The following is a 17,586-nucleotide window of genomic DNA, read 5'->3' on the forward strand; positions in this document are numbered from 1 at the left end:
GCTGCCGCTTATTTAGCGTTGGTCAGCGTGTTGTAGCTGGTCATCAGGTTGCGGTAGTCCGGGATGTGGTTGGAGAACAAGGTCGCCAGCCCTTCCACATCGTTGCGCCAGTCGCGGTGCAGCTCACAAGCCAGGCCGAACCAGGTCATCAGTTGCGCACCCGAGGAAGACATGCGGTCCCAGGCCGATTGACGGGTCAGCTCGTTGAAAGTGCCGGAGGCATCGGTGACCACGAACACCTCGAAACCTTCGGCCAGGGCCGACAGTGCCGGGAAAGCCACGCAGACTTCAGTCACCACGCCGGCGATGATCAGTTGCTTCTTGCCGGTGGCCTTGATGGCCTTGACGAAATCTTCGTTGTCCCAGGCGTTGATCTGGCCGGGGCGAGCGATGTACGGCGCGTCCGGGAACAGGGTCTTGAGCTCGGGCATCAGCGGGCCGTTGGGGCCGGTTTCGAAACTGGTGGTGAGGATGGTTGGCAGCTTGAAGTATTTGGCCAGGTCGGCCAGGGCCAGCACGTTGTTCTTGAAGCGGTCCGGGTCGATGTCACGCACCAGGGACAGCAGGCCAGCCTGGTGGTCTACCAGCAGAACGGCGGCGTTATCTTTGTCGAGACGTTTGTAGGAAGTAGTCATGGCGTAGCCCTCATTAAGTTTTGGTTGCCGAAGGTCTCGGCTTGGTTAAGGTTTTTAATGTCGGTGTAGCGATTGATCGGTGACTCATCCGGTCGAAGCGCTCCGGCGTCAATCCGTGTTGCGTTTCGATGGGTGTAGATTAAAACTGGCACCTTTGATGCGCTAGACTGCAAAAATTCGCCTTAGCGTTCTATTTGGAGAACGATCATCGAAGACCTCAACACGCTTTACTACTTCACCCAGGTGGTCGAGCACGGCGGTTTCGCCGCTGCCGGCCGGGCGCTGGACATGCCCAAGTCGAAGCTCAGCCGGCGGATTGCCCAACTGGAAGAGCGCCTTGGGGTGCGGTTGATCCATCGCACCAGTCGTCATTGCTCGTTGACGGAGATCGGCCAGGCCTACTACCAGCGCTGCCTGGCGATGCGGGTCGAAGCCGAGAGCGCGGCCGAAGTGATCGAACGCAACCGCTCCGAACCCCAGGGGCTGGTGCGCATCAGTTGTCCGACGGCGCTTCTCAACAGCTGGGTCGGGCCGATGCTGACCCGCTACATGCTCAAGTTCCCGCGGGTGGAGTTGTTCATCGAGAGCACCAACCGCCGGGTCGACCTGATCCATGAGGGTTTCGACATCGCGTTGCGGGTGCGCTTTCCGCCGCTGGAAAACACCGACATGGTCATGAAAGTCCTGGGCAACAGCACCCAATGCCTGGTGGGCAGCCCGGCTTACCGCGAGCGCTTGTCTTCACCCGCCTCCCCGGCGGACCTCAACGGTTTGCCGAGCGTGCACTGGGGCGCGGCGCAGCGCGAATATCAGTGGGAATTGTTCGGCCCGGACGGCACCCGCGCGCTGATCCGCCATGAACCGCGCATGGTCACCGATGACCTGCTGGCCCTGCGTCACGCCGTGCTGGCGGGTATCGGCATCGCCCATTTGCCCGCCGTGGTGGTACGAGAAGACATCGCGGCCGGTCGGCTGGTGGAGCTGGTGCCGGGCTGGACGCCCAAGTGCGGCATCGTCCATGCGATCTTCGCCTCGCGGCGCGGGTTGCTGCCGTCGGTGCGTACGTTGATTGATTTTCTCGCCGAGGAATTCAGCCAGAGTGATATGGCGTAGGGCAGGAGCCTTTGAGTGTGAGTGCTTTTGTGGGAGCGAGCTTGCTCGCGATGACTGTCGTTCAGGCAAACCTGAAAGTTACGACGAACAACTGATCTCCAGATGCTTGCCCCACTCCGGTGGGCGTTGCGCGTAGCTGTCCATGCCCGGTTGTTCTTCGAATGGGTGGCTCAGCACCGTGTGCAGGCGGCGGACTTCGTCGTAGTCGCCTGACTCGGCGGCGTCGATGGCTTTCTGCGCCAGGTAGTTGCGCAGTACGTACAGCGGGTTGACGGCGTGCATGCGGGCGCGGCGCTGATCCTGGTCGACAGCGCCCTCGCGGCTGACGCGGGCGATGTAAAGCTCACCCCAGGCGTCGAAGCCCTTGAGGTCGGCGAAGTCATCGCGAAGGATGGCGACGGCGTGTTCGGGGAATTGATCGCCCAGCCGGCGGAAAAACAGGCTGTAGTCGACGCCGCTGTTCTGCATCAGTTGCAGCAGACGCTCCACCAGTTTCTGGTCGTCTTCTTCGGCAAGGGTCAGGCCGAGGCGGCGGCGCATCAGGTCCAGGTAGTGAGCCTGGAACAGTGGCAAGTACAGGCCGAGGGTTTCGCGCAGGGCTTCGACGCTGATGAACGGCGTCAGGGCCTGGGCCAGGGCGCTGAGGTTCCACTGGCCGATGGGCACCTGGTTGCTGAATGAGTAGCGGCCCTGGTCATCGGAGTGGTTGCAGATGAAGTTGGCATCGAAGTCGTCGAGGAACGCGAACGGCCCGAAGTCGAAGGTGATGCCCAGGATCGACATGTTGTCGGTGTTCATCACGCCGTGGCAGAAACCGTAGGCCTGCCATTTGGCAATCAGCTCGGCGTTGCGCTCGACGATCTCGCGGAACATCGCCAGGTACGGCTCCGACTGCTCGCGGCACTCGGCGAAGTGCAGGTTCAACACGTGCTCGGCGAGGGCGGCATGCAGCTCGGGCTTCTTGGTGTAGTAGAAATATTCGAAATGGCCGAAACGCACATGGCTGGGCGCCAGGCGCAGCACCATGGCGGCGCGCTCCTGCTTTTCGCGCCACACCGGGGTGTCCGAACCGATTACGCACAAAGCGCGGGTGGTGGGGATGCCCAAGGCGTGCAGGGCTTCGGAGGCGAGGAATTCGCGGATCGAGGAACGCAGTACCGCCCGTCCGTCGCCCATCCGTGAGAAGGGCGTCTGGCCGGCACCCTTGAGGTGCAAGTCCCAGTGCTCGCCGGCCTCGTTGTACACCTCGCCCAGCAGCAACCCGCGACCATCGCCCAGTTGCGGGTTGTAGTGACCGAACTGGTGCCCCGAATACACCATCGCCCGAGGCTCGGTTTCGGCCCACAACTTGTGGCCGCCAAATATCTCGGCAAACAGCGGTGCCTGGGCTTCGCTCGGGTCCAGATCCAGCAACGCCATGGCCGCCGGGCTGGCCACCACCAGCCGTGGGTTGTCGATGGGCTCGGGCAGCACATGGGTCGAGAAGCTGTCGCCCAGGCGGGCGAAGCGGTTATCGAAGGTCAACGTTTCCAGCGTTTTCATGGCCGTCTCCGGCGCGATGCCAGCAAGGCATCCCGCGATCAGTCGAGTGTGTCTTGCGGCGGCTCGGGCACCGGCTTGATGCTGGCTACGGTCGAGGGCACGGGGGCGATGGTTTTATCGTCAGGCTCGGCGGGCACCAGTTTGTATTCCTGGCCGTGAAGGTTCTTCAGATAGATTTCCATCTGCCTGAAGGAGATGTTGATCTTCTCTTTCTTGAATTCGCGGTTGATGAAACGGTTGATCTCGTCCAGTACCGGGTTGCGGTCGCCGAGGTCGCGCACATGCATGCGCAACTCATGGTCCAGGGTGCTTTCACCGAAGTTCAGGAAATACACGATGGGCTCCGGCTCCTTCAACACCCGTGGGTTCTCGCGGGCGGCCTTGAGCAGCAGCTCGCGAACCAGATCCAGGTCCGAGCCGTAGTCCACGCCCAGCTTCAGGGTCACCCGGGTGACGGTGTCGGTCAGCGACCAGTTGATCAACTGCCCGGTGATAAAGGTTTTGTTCGGGACGATGATGTCCTTGCGGTCGAAGTCGGTGATGGTGGTCGCACGAATGCGGATCTTGCTGACCGTGCCCGACAGGTTGCCGATGGTGATGGTGTCGCCGATCCGCACCGGACGCTCGAACAGGATCATGATCCCGGAGATGAAGTTGGCGAAGATCTCCTGCATGCCGAAGCCCAGGCCCACCGACAGCGCCGCCACCAGCCATTGCAGTTTGTCCCAGCTCACGCCGAGGGTGGACAGCGTGGTGACGAAGCCGATGCCGGCAATGACATAGGACAGCAGTGTGGTGGTGGCGTAGGCGCTGCCCTGGGCCAGATTCAGCTTCGAGAGTACGAACACTTCCAGCAAGCCCGGCAGGTTGCGCGCCAGGGCGAAGGTGATGCCGATGATGATCAGCGCGCCGAGCATGTCGCCGATGCTGATGGGCACCATGCTCATGTTGGCGCCGGTGCCGCTGGTGTATTCGTAGAGGGTGATGTTGTCCAGGTACGAGAACACGCTGATCAGGTCCGACCAGACCCAATACAACGCGGCGATGAAGCCGCCCAGCAGGGCCAGGCGGATCAGGCGCAGGGACTGTTCGTTGACCTTCTCGATATCCAGTGTCGGCTCTTCGATCACCGCTTCGCCGTCGCCGGCCTCCTTGGCCGCCTGACGCTTGGCCAGCGCACGCTGATAGGCCAGGCGCCGCGCCGCGACCGAGAGGCCGCGCACGAAGGTGGCTTCGATCACCAGCCAGAACATCAGCAGGTACAGGGTGTTGATCAGCCGGTCGCTGAGTTTCAACGCGGTGTAGTAGTAGCCAAAGCACACCGCCACAAACAGCGCGATCGGCAGCGCGGTGAACATCACCCCGAGAGCCTTGCGAAACAGCGAGGTATTCTGGTGCGTCGGGCTGTTGAGCAGCAGGCGGCTGAGCAGCCACGCCATCAGGGCGTAGCAGGTCAGAACCACCGGCATGCCGAGCACGTCATCGGCCAGGGCCGAGGGTTGCAGTTCGGCCACGGCCACCACGGCCACCAGCGCCAGCACCACCAGCCCGAGACGGCGGATCCAGCCCTGCAGGAACTCGACCTGGGGTTTCTCCCAACGGAAATGCAACTCGGCCACGCCGCCGGGGGCCAGCACGCGATAGGCGGTGTAGAACACCAGCCAGGCCTGGCCGATCTGCAGCAGCGCCGCGCCGAGGTTGGCGTTCTGGCCACGGGCGTCGATTTGCAAGGCGTAGCCACACAGGGCCAGCGCCAGGGCCAACGGCATTGCCAGGAGGATATTGATCAGGATCGCCTGGGGCGTGTGCCACTGGCTGTCGCGCTTGAAGTGGCCAACGTCCTGGTGAACCTTGTTCAGCCGGGCGTAGAGACTTTTGCGCCGCCACAGCAATGCACCAATCAGCAACGCCAGGGGCAGGAACAGCAGTGGCCGTTGTGTCAGGCCATCGGCCAGTTCACTGAGGCTCGAGGCCCAGGGCAGCGAGTCGACCTGTTTGCCCAGGCGCGCTGGCACCCCACGCATCCATTCGAAATCCAGCGGCTTGTTGCTGGGAATCCAGAACATCTGCTCTTCGAGGGTCGCCCGCAGGTTCTGGGCGGTGCTGAGCAGTTGTTTCTGGTTGAGCTGCAAGGTGATGGATTCGTTGAGCACCGCGCTCAATTCGCGGTTCAGGCGTTCCAGCAAATCGACGCGGGTCAGCGCCAGTTCCAGCAAGGTCTTGCGCAGCTGCGGTGTGGCTTGCTCCGACGGTTGGGACGCCAGCAGGTTGTCGACATAGGCGCTCGGATTGTTCAGCAACTCGCGCTGTTGGCTGACTTCGAACTGGTACAGGCGGATGTCGGCGATCTGGTCGGCCAGGTTCTGGTCCAGCTTCAGGCGCGGCAGGGTCTGGCGCTGCTTGTAGAGAATCTTGGAGAGCAGCAGGCTGCCCTTGAGCACGCTGATCTGCTCGTCCAGGGCGGCGTCGGTCTGGGTGACGCTGTCCAGCAGTTGCTTGGTCTGCAGGTTCTGCTGGGTGACTTCGTTGAGACGGTCGGTGCTCTTGAGCAGGTAGTCGGAGAGCTTCAGGTTGGCCGCGCTTTCGGTCGCCAGCAGGCTGCTGCCGCCGGCCTTCTGGGCTTCGATGGATTGCTGGGTCACCGTCTCCTGGGACTGGGCCAGGCGCTTCTGGTTGATCAGGTTTTGCAGGTCCTGGATTTCCTGCTCCGTGCGGGCGATTTTTTCCATCAGCAAGTCGTGCTGGCCGTTGCCCAGATCCTGCAGTTGGCTGTTGCCGGCCAGTTCCTGGCGGCGCAGCGGAATCAGCGCATTGAGGGCCGCCAGCTCGGCGGTGAGCTGGTCGCGTTGCTCGCCACTCAGGGTCTTGCCGGCATCCCGGCCGGCCTTGAGGATGGCGTTGATCTGCTGGATGCGGGTCTGGCTGCTGGAAATTTCCGCCTGGGCCCGCTCGGGACGGGTCTGGGCGGTGATGATCAAGCTGTTGGCGTCGGCCAGGGCTTTTTGCAGGTCACCCTGCTGGGTGGAGCGTTCCGTCAGCATTTGTTCGAGCTGGGGAATCGGCAGGTTGGCGTAGCGCTGCGCCACGGGTACTAGCGTGGTGCCCTTGAGCCGCGCCAGTTCGCGCTGGTTTTCGATGTTCTGCTTGGGGGCGCTTGCCAATTGCTGCTTGAGCGCGAGCAGCTTCTGTTCGTACTCGGCCTTGCTGTTGAGCTGGGTCAGGGTGCTTTGCAGCACCGCCTGCAAGGCCTTCTGCTCGGCTTCCGGCAGTTTGCGGTCGGCAATTTTGTCCAGGCTGGCCTCTACCGAGGCGCTGGTGAGCGGTTCGGCGGCTTGCAGTGAGCAGACGGAAAGACTCAAGCCCAGCAGGGCGATGGCGAAAAAGGAGCGCAGGGTAGGCATATAGACCGGTCAAGCAAGTGAGAGTGGGAGCAGTTTAGAGGAACAAGCCGGGACCCGGGCGACTTCCTTCGGGGAATCTGACGCCCACTTTGCCGATCTTGTTCCCGTCCATGACCGCAACAGTCCACAAGGTGTTGTTCCACTCCACCTGGTCGCCGACCACTGGTGCGCCGCCGACTTTCTGAGCGATGAAGCGGCCCAGGGACATGTCGGGATCGATACCGTCGAGTTGCAGCCCATATAGCGCCGCAACCGCGGCCAGCTGGGCGTCTCCTTCGAGTACAAAGTCGCCGAAAAAGCGCAGATCCAGGCCGCGTTGCGGCGCTTGGCTGAACAGTTTTCCCAGGGCCGGCAAGTCGTGTTCATGGCCGATAACACACAGCAAATCATTGACTTCCAGCACGGTACTACCCGACGGATGGAGCAGTTGCTGGCCACGAAACAGTGCCGCGATGCGCGTGCCCTCGGGCATTTTCAGCTCCCGCAGGGGCGAGCCGATGCACCATTTTTCCGCGCCGAGGCGATAGATGAACAGCTCCCACTCGCTGGTGACGTGGACTTCCAGCGCGGCCCGGGAAATCGGCAGCGGCTCGGGCGGGACGGTAACGTGCAGCAGCTTGGCGACCCACGGCAGGCTCGTGCCCTGCACCAGCAGCGAGACCAGCACGATAAAGAACGCCAGGTTGAAATAGAGCTGGGCGTGGGGCAGGCCGGCCATCAACGGGAACACCGCGAGGATGATCGGCACCGCGCCGCGCAGGCCGACCCAGGAAATGAACGCTTTCTCGCGACCATGGAAGGCCTTGAACGGTAATAAGCCGACCATGACCGACAGTGGGCGGGCAAACAGAATCATCCACAGCGCCAGGCCCAGGGCGGGCAGGGCGATGGGCAACAGGTCATGGGGCGTGACCAGCAGCCCCAGCACCAGGAACATGCCGATCTGCGCCAGCCAGGCCATGCCGTCGAGCATGTGCAGGATGCCGTGGCGGCTGCGCACGGGGCGGTTGCCGATCACCAGGCCACACAGGTACACCGCGAGGAAGCCACTGCCATGCAGGGCGTTGGTCAAGGCGAATACGGCCAGGCCGCCGCTGATGACGAGGATTGGGTAGAGGCCGTTGGCCAGATTGATGCGATTGACCAGTTGCAGCATCAGCCAGCCACCGCCCAGGCCGATCACCGCGCCAATGCCGAACTCGCGCACCAGATGCCCCAGCAGGCTCCAGTGCAAGCCGGTTTCACCACTGGCGAGCATGCCGATCAGGGTCACGGTCAGGAACACCGCCATGGGGTCGTTGCTGCCGGATTCGATCTCGAGGGTGGCGCTGACCCGTTCGTTCAGGCCCTTGCCGCCGAGCAAAGAGAACACCGCCGCGGCATCGGTCGAGCCGACGATGGCGCCGATCAGCAGGCCCTGGATCAGGTTCAGGTTGAACAGCCACGCCGCCGCGAGGCCGGTCAGCCCGGTGGTGATCAATACGCCGACCGTGGCCAGGGACAGCGCCGGCCACAAGGCCACGCGAAAACTCGAGACTCGCGTGCGCAAGCCACCGTCCAGCAGGATGACGGCCAGGGCGAGGTTGCCGACCAGATAGGCCGTGGCGTAGTTATCGAAAAGAATACCGGCGCCGTCGACACCGGCCACCATGCCCACCGCCAGGATGATCACCAGAATCGGGATGCCCAGGCGGGACGAAAGAGAACTGACCAGAATGCTCGCACCCACCAGCAACGCGCCGATCAAGAACAGGCTGTTGATGGTCGTCGCAGTCAAAGGCGTTACTCCGGGAAAACTGAAGGGCGGGCACAAACTGACCATGCAGTCTGCGTGCCAGCGATTCTAACCTGTTGAAATGTGATGCTGTCAAAAAAGGTTGGGATGAGCGGTTCACATGCAGCGGATCCCAGGCGCCACAAAAGCTGGTGAGTTGATCGCCCACCCAGTCGGTGAGCGATCAGCAACTGCACGGGTTAAAGGCTGAACCGCCCAACCATGCTGTTCAGGTCCACGGCCAGGCGCGACAGTTCGGCACTGGCGGCGCTGGTCTGGTTGGCGCCGGTGGCCGATTGCACCGAAAGATCGCGGATGTTCACCAGGTTGCGATCCACTTCACGGGCCACCTGGGCCTGTTCTTCGGCGGCGCTGGCGATCACCAGGTTGCGTTCATTGATCTGGACGATGGCGGTGTTGATCGTGTCCAGGGACATGCCGGCGCCGCGGGCGATGTTCAGGGTCGACTCGGCGCGTTCGGTGCTGTTGCGCATCGAATCCACGGCGTGTTCGGTGCCGCTCTGGATGCTGCCGATCATGCGTTCGATCTCGCTGGTCGACTGTTGGGTGCGATGGGCCAGGGCGCGCACCTCGTCGGCCACCACAGCAAAACCGCGACCGGCCTCACCGGCACGGGCGGCTTCGATGGCGGCGTTCAGGGCCAACAGATTGGTCTGGTCGGCCAGGCCGCGAATGACGTCCAGCACCTTGCCGATGTCGCGAGACTCATCGGCCAGGTTGCCGATCAAGGTCGCGGTGCTTTGCACATCGGCGCTCATGCGTTCGATGGCGCTGACGGTTTCCTGCACCAGGTCGCGGCCGTCGCCAGCGGATGTGGTGGCGTTTTTCGAGGCCTCGGAGGTGCTGACGGCGTTACGCGCCACTTCTTCAACGGCGCTGGTCATCTCATTGACCGCCGTGGCGGCCTGTTCGATTTCATTGTTCTGCTGGGTCAGGCCCCGGGCGCTTTCGTCGGTGACGCTGTTGAGCTCTTCGGCGGCGGAAGCCAGTTGGGTGGCCGAGCCGGAGATCCGCTGCAGGGTGTCGCGCAGTTTTTCCTGCATGGTCGACATCGCCCGCAACAGGCGACCGGCTTCGTCGCTGCCGTCCACGATGATCGGTCGGGTCAGGTTGCCCTTGGCGATTTCTTCGGCGGCGTCCAGGGCGTTGGCGATCGGCTTGGTAATGCTGTTGGTCAGCAACCAGGCGAACAGCAGGGTCAGGCCGGTGGCGATGACCAGCAGGGTGATGACCCAATTGAAGGCCGTTGAATATTGTTGCTTCGCACCCTGATTGAGGGCCTCGGCTTGCTGGTTGTTGATCTCCACCAAGCGATTGATCGCGGCGTTGATGGCGTCGGAATTGCTTAGCAGTTCCGTGTTGAGCAGTGCACGCAATTCCTCGAGTTGATTGTTGCGCGAAAGGGTTTTCATCCGTTCTTCGAGCTGACGGTATTGGCTCAGCAATTGAAGGTACTGATCGTAGGCGGCCCGTTCTTGCGGGGAGCTGATGAGTTTTTCATAGGTGCTTTGAGCGGCCTGGATCTGCTGGTTACGTTGTTCGAACAGGCCGAAGGTTTTCTGCTGGACGTCCGGTTCGCGGTTGACCAGCAAGCGGTAGGACAGCACGCGCAGGCGCAGGGTCAGCGAGGTGAACTCATCCAGGGCCTTGATGCTGGGCACGCTGTTGTCGACGATGTTTTCGCCGGACTCGCGGATTTTGCCCATCTGGGTCAGGGCAAACACCCCGAGGGCCAGCATCAGGGCGCCGATCAGGGCAAACCCGAGGAACGCCCGCGGCGCGATATTCATATTACGTAGAGACATGGAAGGTACCGGGATGAGGCGCGTCCGTGCGGGGCTGTGACGGGTGTTCATGACTTATCGGTCATACGACTAAAGTCTTGAGGGGCTGCGTGCTTTTTGTCGCAGCGCAACGGTTGCGGTACGACGAAGGGTAGGAACCAGATTCTCCATTCGCAGTCTCTACAGCTCGCGGCGAAGTACCGCGGCCCGTAAATCGTGGCATCGGCGGTGACTTTTCTTTATCGTACGCGCCCCTTGAAAAAGCCTGGAAATCAATATGTTGGAAACATCCCTCAGTCAACTGGAGCAACTGGTCAATGACTTGGTGCAACAGAATCGTGACCTCACCGGCCTCAATGAAACCCTGAGCGCGGAACTTGCCAGGGCCAAGGATGAAAACGAAAGCCTGCAACTGAGCCTGATGGAACAGGAAGAGCTGCACGGCACCACTGCCGCCCGCATCCAGGCCCTGATCGAGCGCGCCAGCACCGGTCCCGTCAGCGCATGAAGCACGGTGCCGATGGGGTGACCGTCATTTCGATCCTGGGGGAAGAGTATTCAATCAAGGCGCCGGCCGGGCAGGAACAGGCCCTGCTGGACGCCGCGTCGATGCTCAAGGCCGCCCTGGCCGACACCAAGAGGAAATACCCGACGCTGATCGGTGATCGCCTGCTGGTGCTGGCGGCGATGAACCTGTGCTCGCAACAGATTGAAATGCAAAAGCAGCACAAAGCGGAACTCGACCGTTATCAAGAGCAAGTCAGCGCCACGGTCGATGTCATTGCCAAGACGATCCAGCAGGCTTGAAGCCTTTTAGAGCCAAGGGTTGGCGGTGATCCAATGTGAGAGTGGGCTTGCTCGCGAAGGCGGCGTGTCAGACAGCATATTTGTAGCTGATACACCGTCTTCGCGAGCAAGCCCGCTCCCACAGTAGATTAGGTGGTGACAAAATTTGTGTTCACCGCCGATCCACTGTGGGAGCAAGCCTGCTCGCGATTGGATTTGAGCTACACCGCAAGAACTGGATCAGAACCACTCATCCCGCATCCCCAGGCACGTATCATCCCGCGCCTCGAGCAGTTCCAGCTCATGGTGGCAACCCGGCACTTCCCAGGTCAGGAAATACCGCGCCGCTTGCAGCTTGCCCTTATAGAAGTCGCTGTCCGCCGCATTTCCCTTGGCCAAGCCTTCCTCGGCGCGAATCGCCTGTTCCAGCCAGCGCCAGCCAATCACCATGTGACCAAACACCTTGAGGTACAACGCCGAGTTGGCGAGGCTGCTGTTGACCTTGCCTTGGCCCAGGTCGGTCAGCAGGCCCAGGGTGACCGTTTGCAGGCGCGCCACCAGGGCTTCCAACGGCTGACGCAGCGGCGTCAGTGATGCGTGCGCCTGGGCGCGTTCGCTGGTGTCGGCCACCAGGCGGATCAGTTGCTTGAGCCCGGCGCCGCCGTTTTGCGCCAGTTTGCGTCCCAACAGGTCCAGGGACTGGATGCCGTGGGTGCCTTCGTGGATCGGGTTCAAACGGTTGTCGCGGTAATACTGCTCCACCGGGTATTCACGGGTGTAACCGTGGCCGCCGAGAATCTGGATCGCCAGCTCGTTGGCCTTCAGGCAAAACTCCGATGGCCAGGATTTGACGATGGGGGTCAGCAAATCCAACAGTTCATGGGCGCGTCTGCGCTCGGCTTCGCTTTCCAGGGTCGTGGTGTCGTCGAACAGCCGCGCCGCGTACAGGCCCAGGTCAAACGAGCCTTCAACGTAGGCCTTCTGGGTCAGCAACATGCGGCGCACGTCGGCGTGCTGGATGATCGCCACGGGAGCGGTGGTCGGGTCCTTGCTGTCGGGCACCCGGCCCTGGGGGCGTTCGCGGGCGTACTCCAGAGAATACAGGTAGCCGGCGTAGCCCAGCATCACGGCGCCCATGCCGACGCCGATCCGCGCTTCGTTCATCATCTGGAACATGTAGCTCAGGCCGTGGTGCGGTTTTCCTACGAGGTAACCGACACACTCGCCGTTGTCGCCGAAGTTCAGCGCCGTGGAGGTGGTGCCACGCCAGCCCATCTTGTGGAACAGCCCGGCCAGCAGCACGTCGTTGCGCTGGCCGAGGCTGCCGTCGTCATTGACCAGGAACTTGGGCACGATAAACAGCGAAATGCCTTTCACCCCCGGTGGCGCGTCCGGCAGTTTCGCCAGGACCATGTGCACGATGTTTTCCGACAACGGATGATCACCGCCGGAGATGAAGATCTTGTTGCCTTTGAGTCGATAGCTGCCGTCAGGCGCCGGTTCTGCACGGGTACGAATATCCGACAGTGACGAGCCCGCGTGGGGCTCGGTCAGGGCCATGGTGCCGAAGAAACGCCCATCGATCATCGGTTGCAGGAAGCGTTGCTTTTGCTCCTCGCTGCCGAAGCTTTCGATCAGGTTCGCCGCGCCCATGGTCAGGAACGGGTAAGAGGTGGAAGCGGCGTTGGCCGACTGGAAGTGCGCGAAACAGGCTTGGGACAGCAACGTCGGCAGTTGCATGCCGCCAGCGTCGAAGCTGCGCGCGGCGTTGAGAAAGCCCGCCTCGAGGAAGGCGTCCACCGCCGGCTTCACTTCCGGAATCAGGATCGCCTGGCCGTTCTCGTAGCGCGGTTCGTTTTCATCGTTCTTGCGGTTGTGCGGGGCGAAAAATTTCTCGGCGATGCTACGGGCCGTACCGATGGCCGCGTCGAAGGTTTCGCGATTATGTTCGGCAAACCGCTCGCGCTGGGTCAGGCCCTCGGCATCAAGGACTTCATACAGCTCGAAAGCCAGATTGCGGGAACTGAGCAGCGTCTCGGACATGGCGGCCTACCTTTTTTGGAATGGGCCGAGTCTAGGCGTGGGAATAGAGGCTGAACAGGATGATTGATGGCAGTGATGCAGAGGTTAGGGCGACACTAATCCAATGTGGGAGCGGGCTTGCTCGCGAAAGCGGTAGGTCAGGCAAAGCAACTGCGACTGATACACCGCTTTCGCGAGCAAGCCCGCTCCCACAGGGATTCGATGGCCAGGCACCCATTGCAGGTGCCTGCTTTACAGCAGTTTAGCCGATAGTCATCAGGCTGGCGTTACCACCCGCGGCAGCCGTGTTGACGCTCAACGCCCGCTCGATCACCAGGCGCTCCAACGCAATGTTGGTTTCGCCCTGGGACAAACCGTGGACCCCGACGATGGCGCCGGCACGCTTGGCCACTTGCTGGCAAACGCTACGCAGTTGATCCGAGTCGCCGTGGTGCAGGACCGCGTCATACACCACTTCGTCCTTGGCCCAGTCGGAAATCCGCTGGATACGTGCCTGAATGTCCTTCGGCAAGCGTGCGAACAAGGCTTTGCTGGTGTCGGTTTCCGGCCATACGGCCGAGCCACCTACGGCCAGCACGGCCGCCAGTTGCGTCAGCAGATCGCCTTCCACGTCCGCCAGGCACAGCACGTGCTCGCGGGGCAGGATGGCGTAGCTGTTGCGTTCGCCGGTCGGGCCGGTCAGGGTCCGGGTGATACCGCTTTGCGATTGGGCGGCGAACTGCACGCACAGGGTACTCAGTTCGGCGAGCTTCTGGCTGTCGGCCCAGGCTTGCAGGGCCGTCAGCGGCTTGCTCATGGCATCGCGCAAACGCAGGTCCGGCGCAGTGAGGGCATCGCCACGCACGAAGGATTGCTGGATCGCATCGGTCGGACGGGTCGACAGCAGGCGGTACAGGTACAGCGGACCACCGGCCTTGGGGCCAGTGCCTGACAGGCCTTCGCCGCCGAACGGCTGCACCCCGACCACGGCACCGACAATGTTGCGGTTCACGTAGACGTTACCGGCGTGGACGTTATCGATCACCTTGGCGATGGTCTCGTCAATGCGGGTATGCACGCCGAGGGTCAGGCCATAGCCGGAGGCGTTGATCTGGTTGATCAACTGATCCAGCTCCTTGCGCTTGTAGCGCACCACGTGCAGCACCGGACCAAAGATCTCGCGCTGCAGTTCGTCGAAGCTCTCCAGCTCGATCAGGGTTGGCATCACAAAGGTGCCGCGCTTGCACTCGTCGCTGTCGGCGATTGCCATCTGGTACACGGTGCGACCTTTGTCGCGCATGGCCTGGATGTGCTTCTCGATGCCGGCCTTGGCTTCGGCGTCGATTACCGGACCGATGTCTACCGACAGGCGCTCGGGGTTGCCGAGGCGCGACTCAGCCATGGCGCCCTTGAGCATTTCGATGACGCGGTCGGCGGAATCTTCCTGCAGGCACAGGACCCGCAGCGCCGAACAACGCTGGCCGGCACTGTCGAAGGCCGAGGACACCACGTCGATGACCACTTGCTCGGTCAGCGCCGAGGAGTCGACGATCATCGCGTTCTGGCCGCCGGTTTCGGCGATCAGTGGGATCGGACGGCCCTGGTTGTCCAGGCGACCGGCGATGTTGCGTTGCAGCAGGCGCGCGACTTCAGTGGAGCCGGTGAACATCACGCCTTTGACCCGCTCGTCACCCACCAGGCGAGCACCGACGGTTTCGCCACGGCCCGGCAGCAGTTGCAGGACGCCTTCCGGAATGCCAGCTTCGAGCAACAGGCGTACAGCTTGAGCGGCCACCAATGGCGTCTGCTCGGCTGGCTTGGCCAGTACCGGGTTACCGGCGGCCAGGGCGGCGGCGACTTGGCCGCTGAAAATCGCCAGCGGGAAGTTCCACGGGCTGATACAGACCACCGGACCCAGTGGGCGGTGGGCATCGTTGGTGAAGTCGTTGCGGGCCTGCACCGCGTAGTAGCGCAGGAAGTCCACGGCTTCGCGCACTTCGGCGATGGCGTTGGCGAAGGTCTTGCCGGCTTCGCGGGCCAGCAGACCCATCAACGGCTGGATCTCGCCTTCCATCAGGTCGGCGGCACGCTCGAGGATTGCGGCGCGCTCGGCCGGTGGCGTGGCCTGCCAGATCGGCGCGGCGTTAAGGGCGCACTGGATCGCGTTATCAACGTCGGTGACCGTGGCTTCCTGCACATGGCCAACCACGTCACGGTGATCGGACGGGTTCAGTACCGCTGCCGGTGTTTCCTGGCTGGCGGCGCAACCGAGCATCGGCACGGCTTTCCAGTCGTTATGGGCCGTTGCGAGCAGGGCGCAGGACAGCGAAGCCAAACGATGTTCGTTGGCCAGGTCGATGCCGCTGGAGTTGGCGCGGTCGCTGCCGTACAGGTCGCGAGGCAGCGGAATACGCGGGTGTGGCAGGCCGAAGCCGCCTTCCAGCGTCGCCATCTGCTCGATGCTGGCCACTGGATCGGCCACCAGCTCCTGGATGGAGATGGACTGGTCTGCGATACGGTTGACGAACGAGGTGTTCGCGCCGTTTTCCAGCAGACGACGTACGAGGTACGCCAGCAAGGTTTCGTGAGTACCCACCGGAGCGTACACGCGGCACGGACGGTTCAGCTTGCCTTCGGAAACCTTGCCTACAACCTGTTCGTACAGCGGTTCACCCATGCCGTGCAGGCACTGGAACTCGTACTGACCCGGGTAATAGTTCTGACCGGCAATGTGGTAAATGGCCGACAGGGTGTGGGCGTTGTGCGTAGCGAACTGCGGGTAAATGACTTCCGGCACCGACAGCAACTTGCGGGCGCAAGCGATGTAGGAAACGTCGGTGTACACCTTGCGGGTGTAGACCGGATAGCCTTCCAGGCCTTCGACCTGGGCGCGCTTGATTTCGCTGTCCCAGTACGCGCCTTTCACCAAGCGGATCATCAGGCGATGACGGCTGCGACGAGCCAGGTCGATGACGTAGTCGATCACGTATGGGCAACGCTTCTGGTACGCCTGGATCACGAAACCGATGCCGTTCCAGCCGGTCAGTTGTGGCTCGAAGCACAGGCGCTCCAGCAGATCCAGGGACAGCTCGAGGCGGTCGGCTTCTTCGGCGTCGATGTTCAGGCCGATGTCGTATTGCTTGGCCAACAGGGTCAGCGACAGCAGGCGCGGGTACAGCTCTTCCATCACGCGTTCGTACTGGGCACGGCTGTAGCGCGGGTGCAGTGCGGACAGCTTGATGGAAATGCCCGGGCCTTCATAAATCCCACGACCGTGGGACGCTTTGCCGATCGAGTGGATGGCTTGTTCGTACGAGGCCAGGTACTTCTGGGCGTCATGTTCGGTGAGTGCGGCTTCACCCAACATGTCGTAGGAATAGCGGAAACCCTTGGATTCGAACTTGCTGGCGTTGGCCAGGGCTTCGGCGATGGTTTCACCGGTGACGAACTGCTCGCCCATCAGGCGCATGGCCATGTCGACGCCCTTGCGGATCATCGGCTCGCCGCTCTTGCCGATGATGCGGCTCAGGGAGGAGGTCAGGCCCGCTTCATTATGGGTGGCGACCAGTTTGCCGGTCAGCAGCAGGCCCCAAGTGGCGGCGTTGACGAACAGCGACGGGCTGTTACCCAAGTGCGGCTGCCAGTTGCCGGTGCTGATCTTGTCGCGGATCAGGGCGTCGCGAGTACCTTTGTCCGGAATGCGTAGCAGCGCTTCGGCCAGGCACATCAGCGCTACGCCTTCCTGGGACGACAGGGAAAACTCCTGCAGCAACCCCTGAACAATCCCGGCACGGCCGCCGGCGCTCTTCTGATTGCGCAGTTTCTCGGCAATCGAGGCGGCCAGCTTGTTGGTGGCTTCAGCCATGGTGGCCGGCAGGCGTGCCTGCTCAATCAGCATCGGCACCACTTCCGGTTCCGGGCGACGGTAAGCGGCGGTGATAGAGGCGCGCAGGACCGATTGCGGCAGGATGCTCTCGGCAAATTCCAGGAAGCACTGGTGGGCGTGGTCGGCCTGGACTTCGCCGGCATCATCGCTGTCGGCACGGGTTGAACCGTTCAGCTCGGTCAGGGTTGCACCACCCTCGAGTTTTTCCAGGTAATTGAAAATTGCCTGCTTGATCAGCCAGTGAGGCGTGCGATCAATCGAGGTTGCGGCCGCCTTGAGGCGTTCGCGGGTCGGGTCATCGAGTTTGACCCCAAGGGTGGTGGTAGCCATATTTTTATCCTCATGTTTACCACGTATGGCGTGGCATCAGCTGGCGGCAAGATTAGCTGCGCACCGAAGGAGGTGCAACCGGGTGCAACCCTTTTTTTGTCGAAATCCCCAGCAGCTCATCTGGAAGTAAACGGGATTACCTCAAAGCTGCACCGCCTTGGTGCTTTGGCTTCTAGTTGGGTCTCGTCAACTGCACTAAAAGGGAGCAAAAACGCTGTTTTCACGATAAAACCGATCAGGTGCAACTGAATCGAGCGAAACTGGTTGCACCTTATTTGATTTGTTGAATAGC

At 62.1% G+C, this 17,586-nt stretch carries 10 protein-coding genes and 1 pseudogene; 3 read left to right on the plus strand and 8 right to left on the minus strand.

Annotated features, from left to right (window positions below; all coding sequences use genetic code 11):
- Positions 1 to 8: 8 nt before the first annotated feature.
- Positions 9 to 635: an isochorismate family cysteine hydrolase YcaC gene (ycaC, locus tag EPZ47_RS02300; protein ID WP_135843353.1), complete on the minus strand. Its 627-nt coding sequence runs from the start codon at positions 633 to 635 to the stop codon at positions 9 to 11.
- A 207-nt stretch (positions 636 to 842) separates the two neighbouring features.
- Between ycaC and EPZ47_RS02305 the strand changes: the two genes are divergently transcribed.
- The gene (locus tag EPZ47_RS02305) at positions 843 to 1,748 is read left to right on the plus strand and encodes a LysR family transcriptional regulator (protein ID WP_202879090.1); all 906 of its coding nucleotides are present in this window, start codon (positions 843 to 845) and stop codon (positions 1,746 to 1,748) included.
- A gap of 78 nt (positions 1,749 to 1,826) precedes the next feature.
- On the opposite strand, the gene selO is transcribed toward EPZ47_RS02305, so the two are convergent.
- The 5 genes and pseudogenes from selO to EPZ47_RS30705 all read right to left on the minus strand — a co-directional run.
- Positions 1,827 to 3,290, minus strand: a complete 1,464-nt coding sequence (gene selO, locus EPZ47_RS02310; protein ID WP_135843355.1) for a protein adenylyltransferase SelO — start codon at positions 3,288 to 3,290, stop codon at positions 1,827 to 1,829.
- A 38-nt stretch (positions 3,291 to 3,328) separates the two neighbouring features.
- A complete protein-coding gene (gene mscK / locus EPZ47_RS02315) occupies positions 3,329 to 6,691 on the minus strand; it encodes a mechanosensitive channel MscK (RefSeq protein WP_135843356.1) in 3,363 nt (1,120 codons plus the stop codon).
- A 34-nt stretch (positions 6,692 to 6,725) separates the two neighbouring features.
- Positions 6,726 to 8,468 (minus strand): potassium/proton antiporter, encoded by a 1,743-nt coding sequence (locus EPZ47_RS02320; RefSeq protein ID WP_135843357.1) that lies wholly within the window; start codon positions 8,466 to 8,468, stop codon positions 6,726 to 6,728.
- A gap of 197 nt (positions 8,469 to 8,665) precedes the next feature.
- Positions 8,666 to 9,538: a methyl-accepting chemotaxis protein gene (locus EPZ47_RS30700; protein ID WP_406550200.1), complete on the minus strand. Its 873-nt coding sequence runs from the start codon at positions 9,536 to 9,538 to the stop codon at positions 8,666 to 8,668.
- Between the two features lie 30 nt (positions 9,539 to 9,568).
- A pseudogene (locus EPZ47_RS30705) lies at positions 9,569 to 10,342 on the minus strand (MCP four helix bundle domain-containing protein); the annotation flags it as partial.
- 205 nt (positions 10,343 to 10,547) lie between these two features.
- Between EPZ47_RS30705 and EPZ47_RS02330 the strand changes: the two are divergent.
- Entirely contained in the window at positions 10,548 to 10,778 is a 231-nt protein-coding gene (locus tag EPZ47_RS02330) for a hypothetical protein (RefSeq protein WP_135843359.1), read from the plus strand.
- Positions 10,775 to 11,077, plus strand: coding sequence for a cell division protein ZapA (locus tag EPZ47_RS02335; RefSeq protein ID WP_135843360.1), 303 nt, complete (start codon positions 10,775 to 10,777; stop codon positions 11,075 to 11,077). Before EPZ47_RS02330 ends, EPZ47_RS02335 begins: the two co-directional genes overlap by 4 nt.
- Before the next feature lie 219 nt (positions 11,078 to 11,296).
- On the opposite strand, the gene EPZ47_RS02340 is transcribed toward EPZ47_RS02335, so the two are convergent.
- Positions 11,297 to 13,099, minus strand: coding sequence for an acyl-CoA dehydrogenase (locus tag EPZ47_RS02340; protein ID WP_135843361.1), 1,803 nt, complete (start codon positions 13,097 to 13,099; stop codon positions 11,297 to 11,299).
- A gap of 241 nt (positions 13,100 to 13,340) precedes the next feature.
- Entirely contained in the window at positions 13,341 to 17,294 is a 3,954-nt protein-coding gene (putA, locus tag EPZ47_RS02350) for a trifunctional transcriptional regulator/proline dehydrogenase/L-glutamate gamma-semialdehyde dehydrogenase (RefSeq protein ID WP_135843363.1), read from the minus strand.
- Positions 17,295 to 17,586: the final 292 nt, after the last annotated feature.

Source organism: Pseudomonas viciae (assembly GCF_004786035.1).
GTDB lineage: Bacteria > Pseudomonadota > Gammaproteobacteria > Pseudomonadales > Pseudomonadaceae > Aquipseudomonas > Aquipseudomonas viciae.

Excerpts from the sequence above, each read along its gene's own strand:
- selO (WP_135843355.1), bottom strand. The coding sequence starts at position 3,290 with ATGAAAACGCTGGAAACGTTGACCTTCGATAACCGCTTCGCCCGCCTG.
- EPZ47_RS30700 (WP_406550200.1), bottom strand. The coding sequence starts at position 9,538 with ATGTCGACCATGCAGGAAAAACTGCGCGACACCCTGCAGCGGATCTCC.
- EPZ47_RS02335 (WP_135843360.1), top strand. The coding sequence starts at position 10,775 with ATGAAGCACGGTGCCGATGGGGTGACCGTCATTTCGATCCTGGGGGAA.
- mscK (WP_135843356.1), bottom strand. The coding sequence starts at position 6,691 with ATGCCTACCCTGCGCTCCTTTTTCGCCATCGCCCTGCTGGGCTTGAGT.
- putA (WP_135843363.1), bottom strand. The coding sequence starts at position 17,294 with ATGGCTACCACCACCCTTGGGGTCAAACTCGATGACCCGACCCGCGAA.
- ycaC (WP_135843353.1), bottom strand. The coding sequence starts at position 635 with ATGACTACTTCCTACAAACGTCTCGACAAAGATAACGCCGCCGTTCTG.
- EPZ47_RS02340 (WP_135843361.1), bottom strand. The coding sequence starts at position 13,099 with ATGTCCGAGACGCTGCTCAGTTCCCGCAATCTGGCTTTCGAGCTGTAT.
- EPZ47_RS02330 (WP_135843359.1), top strand. The coding sequence starts at position 10,548 with ATGTTGGAAACATCCCTCAGTCAACTGGAGCAACTGGTCAATGACTTG.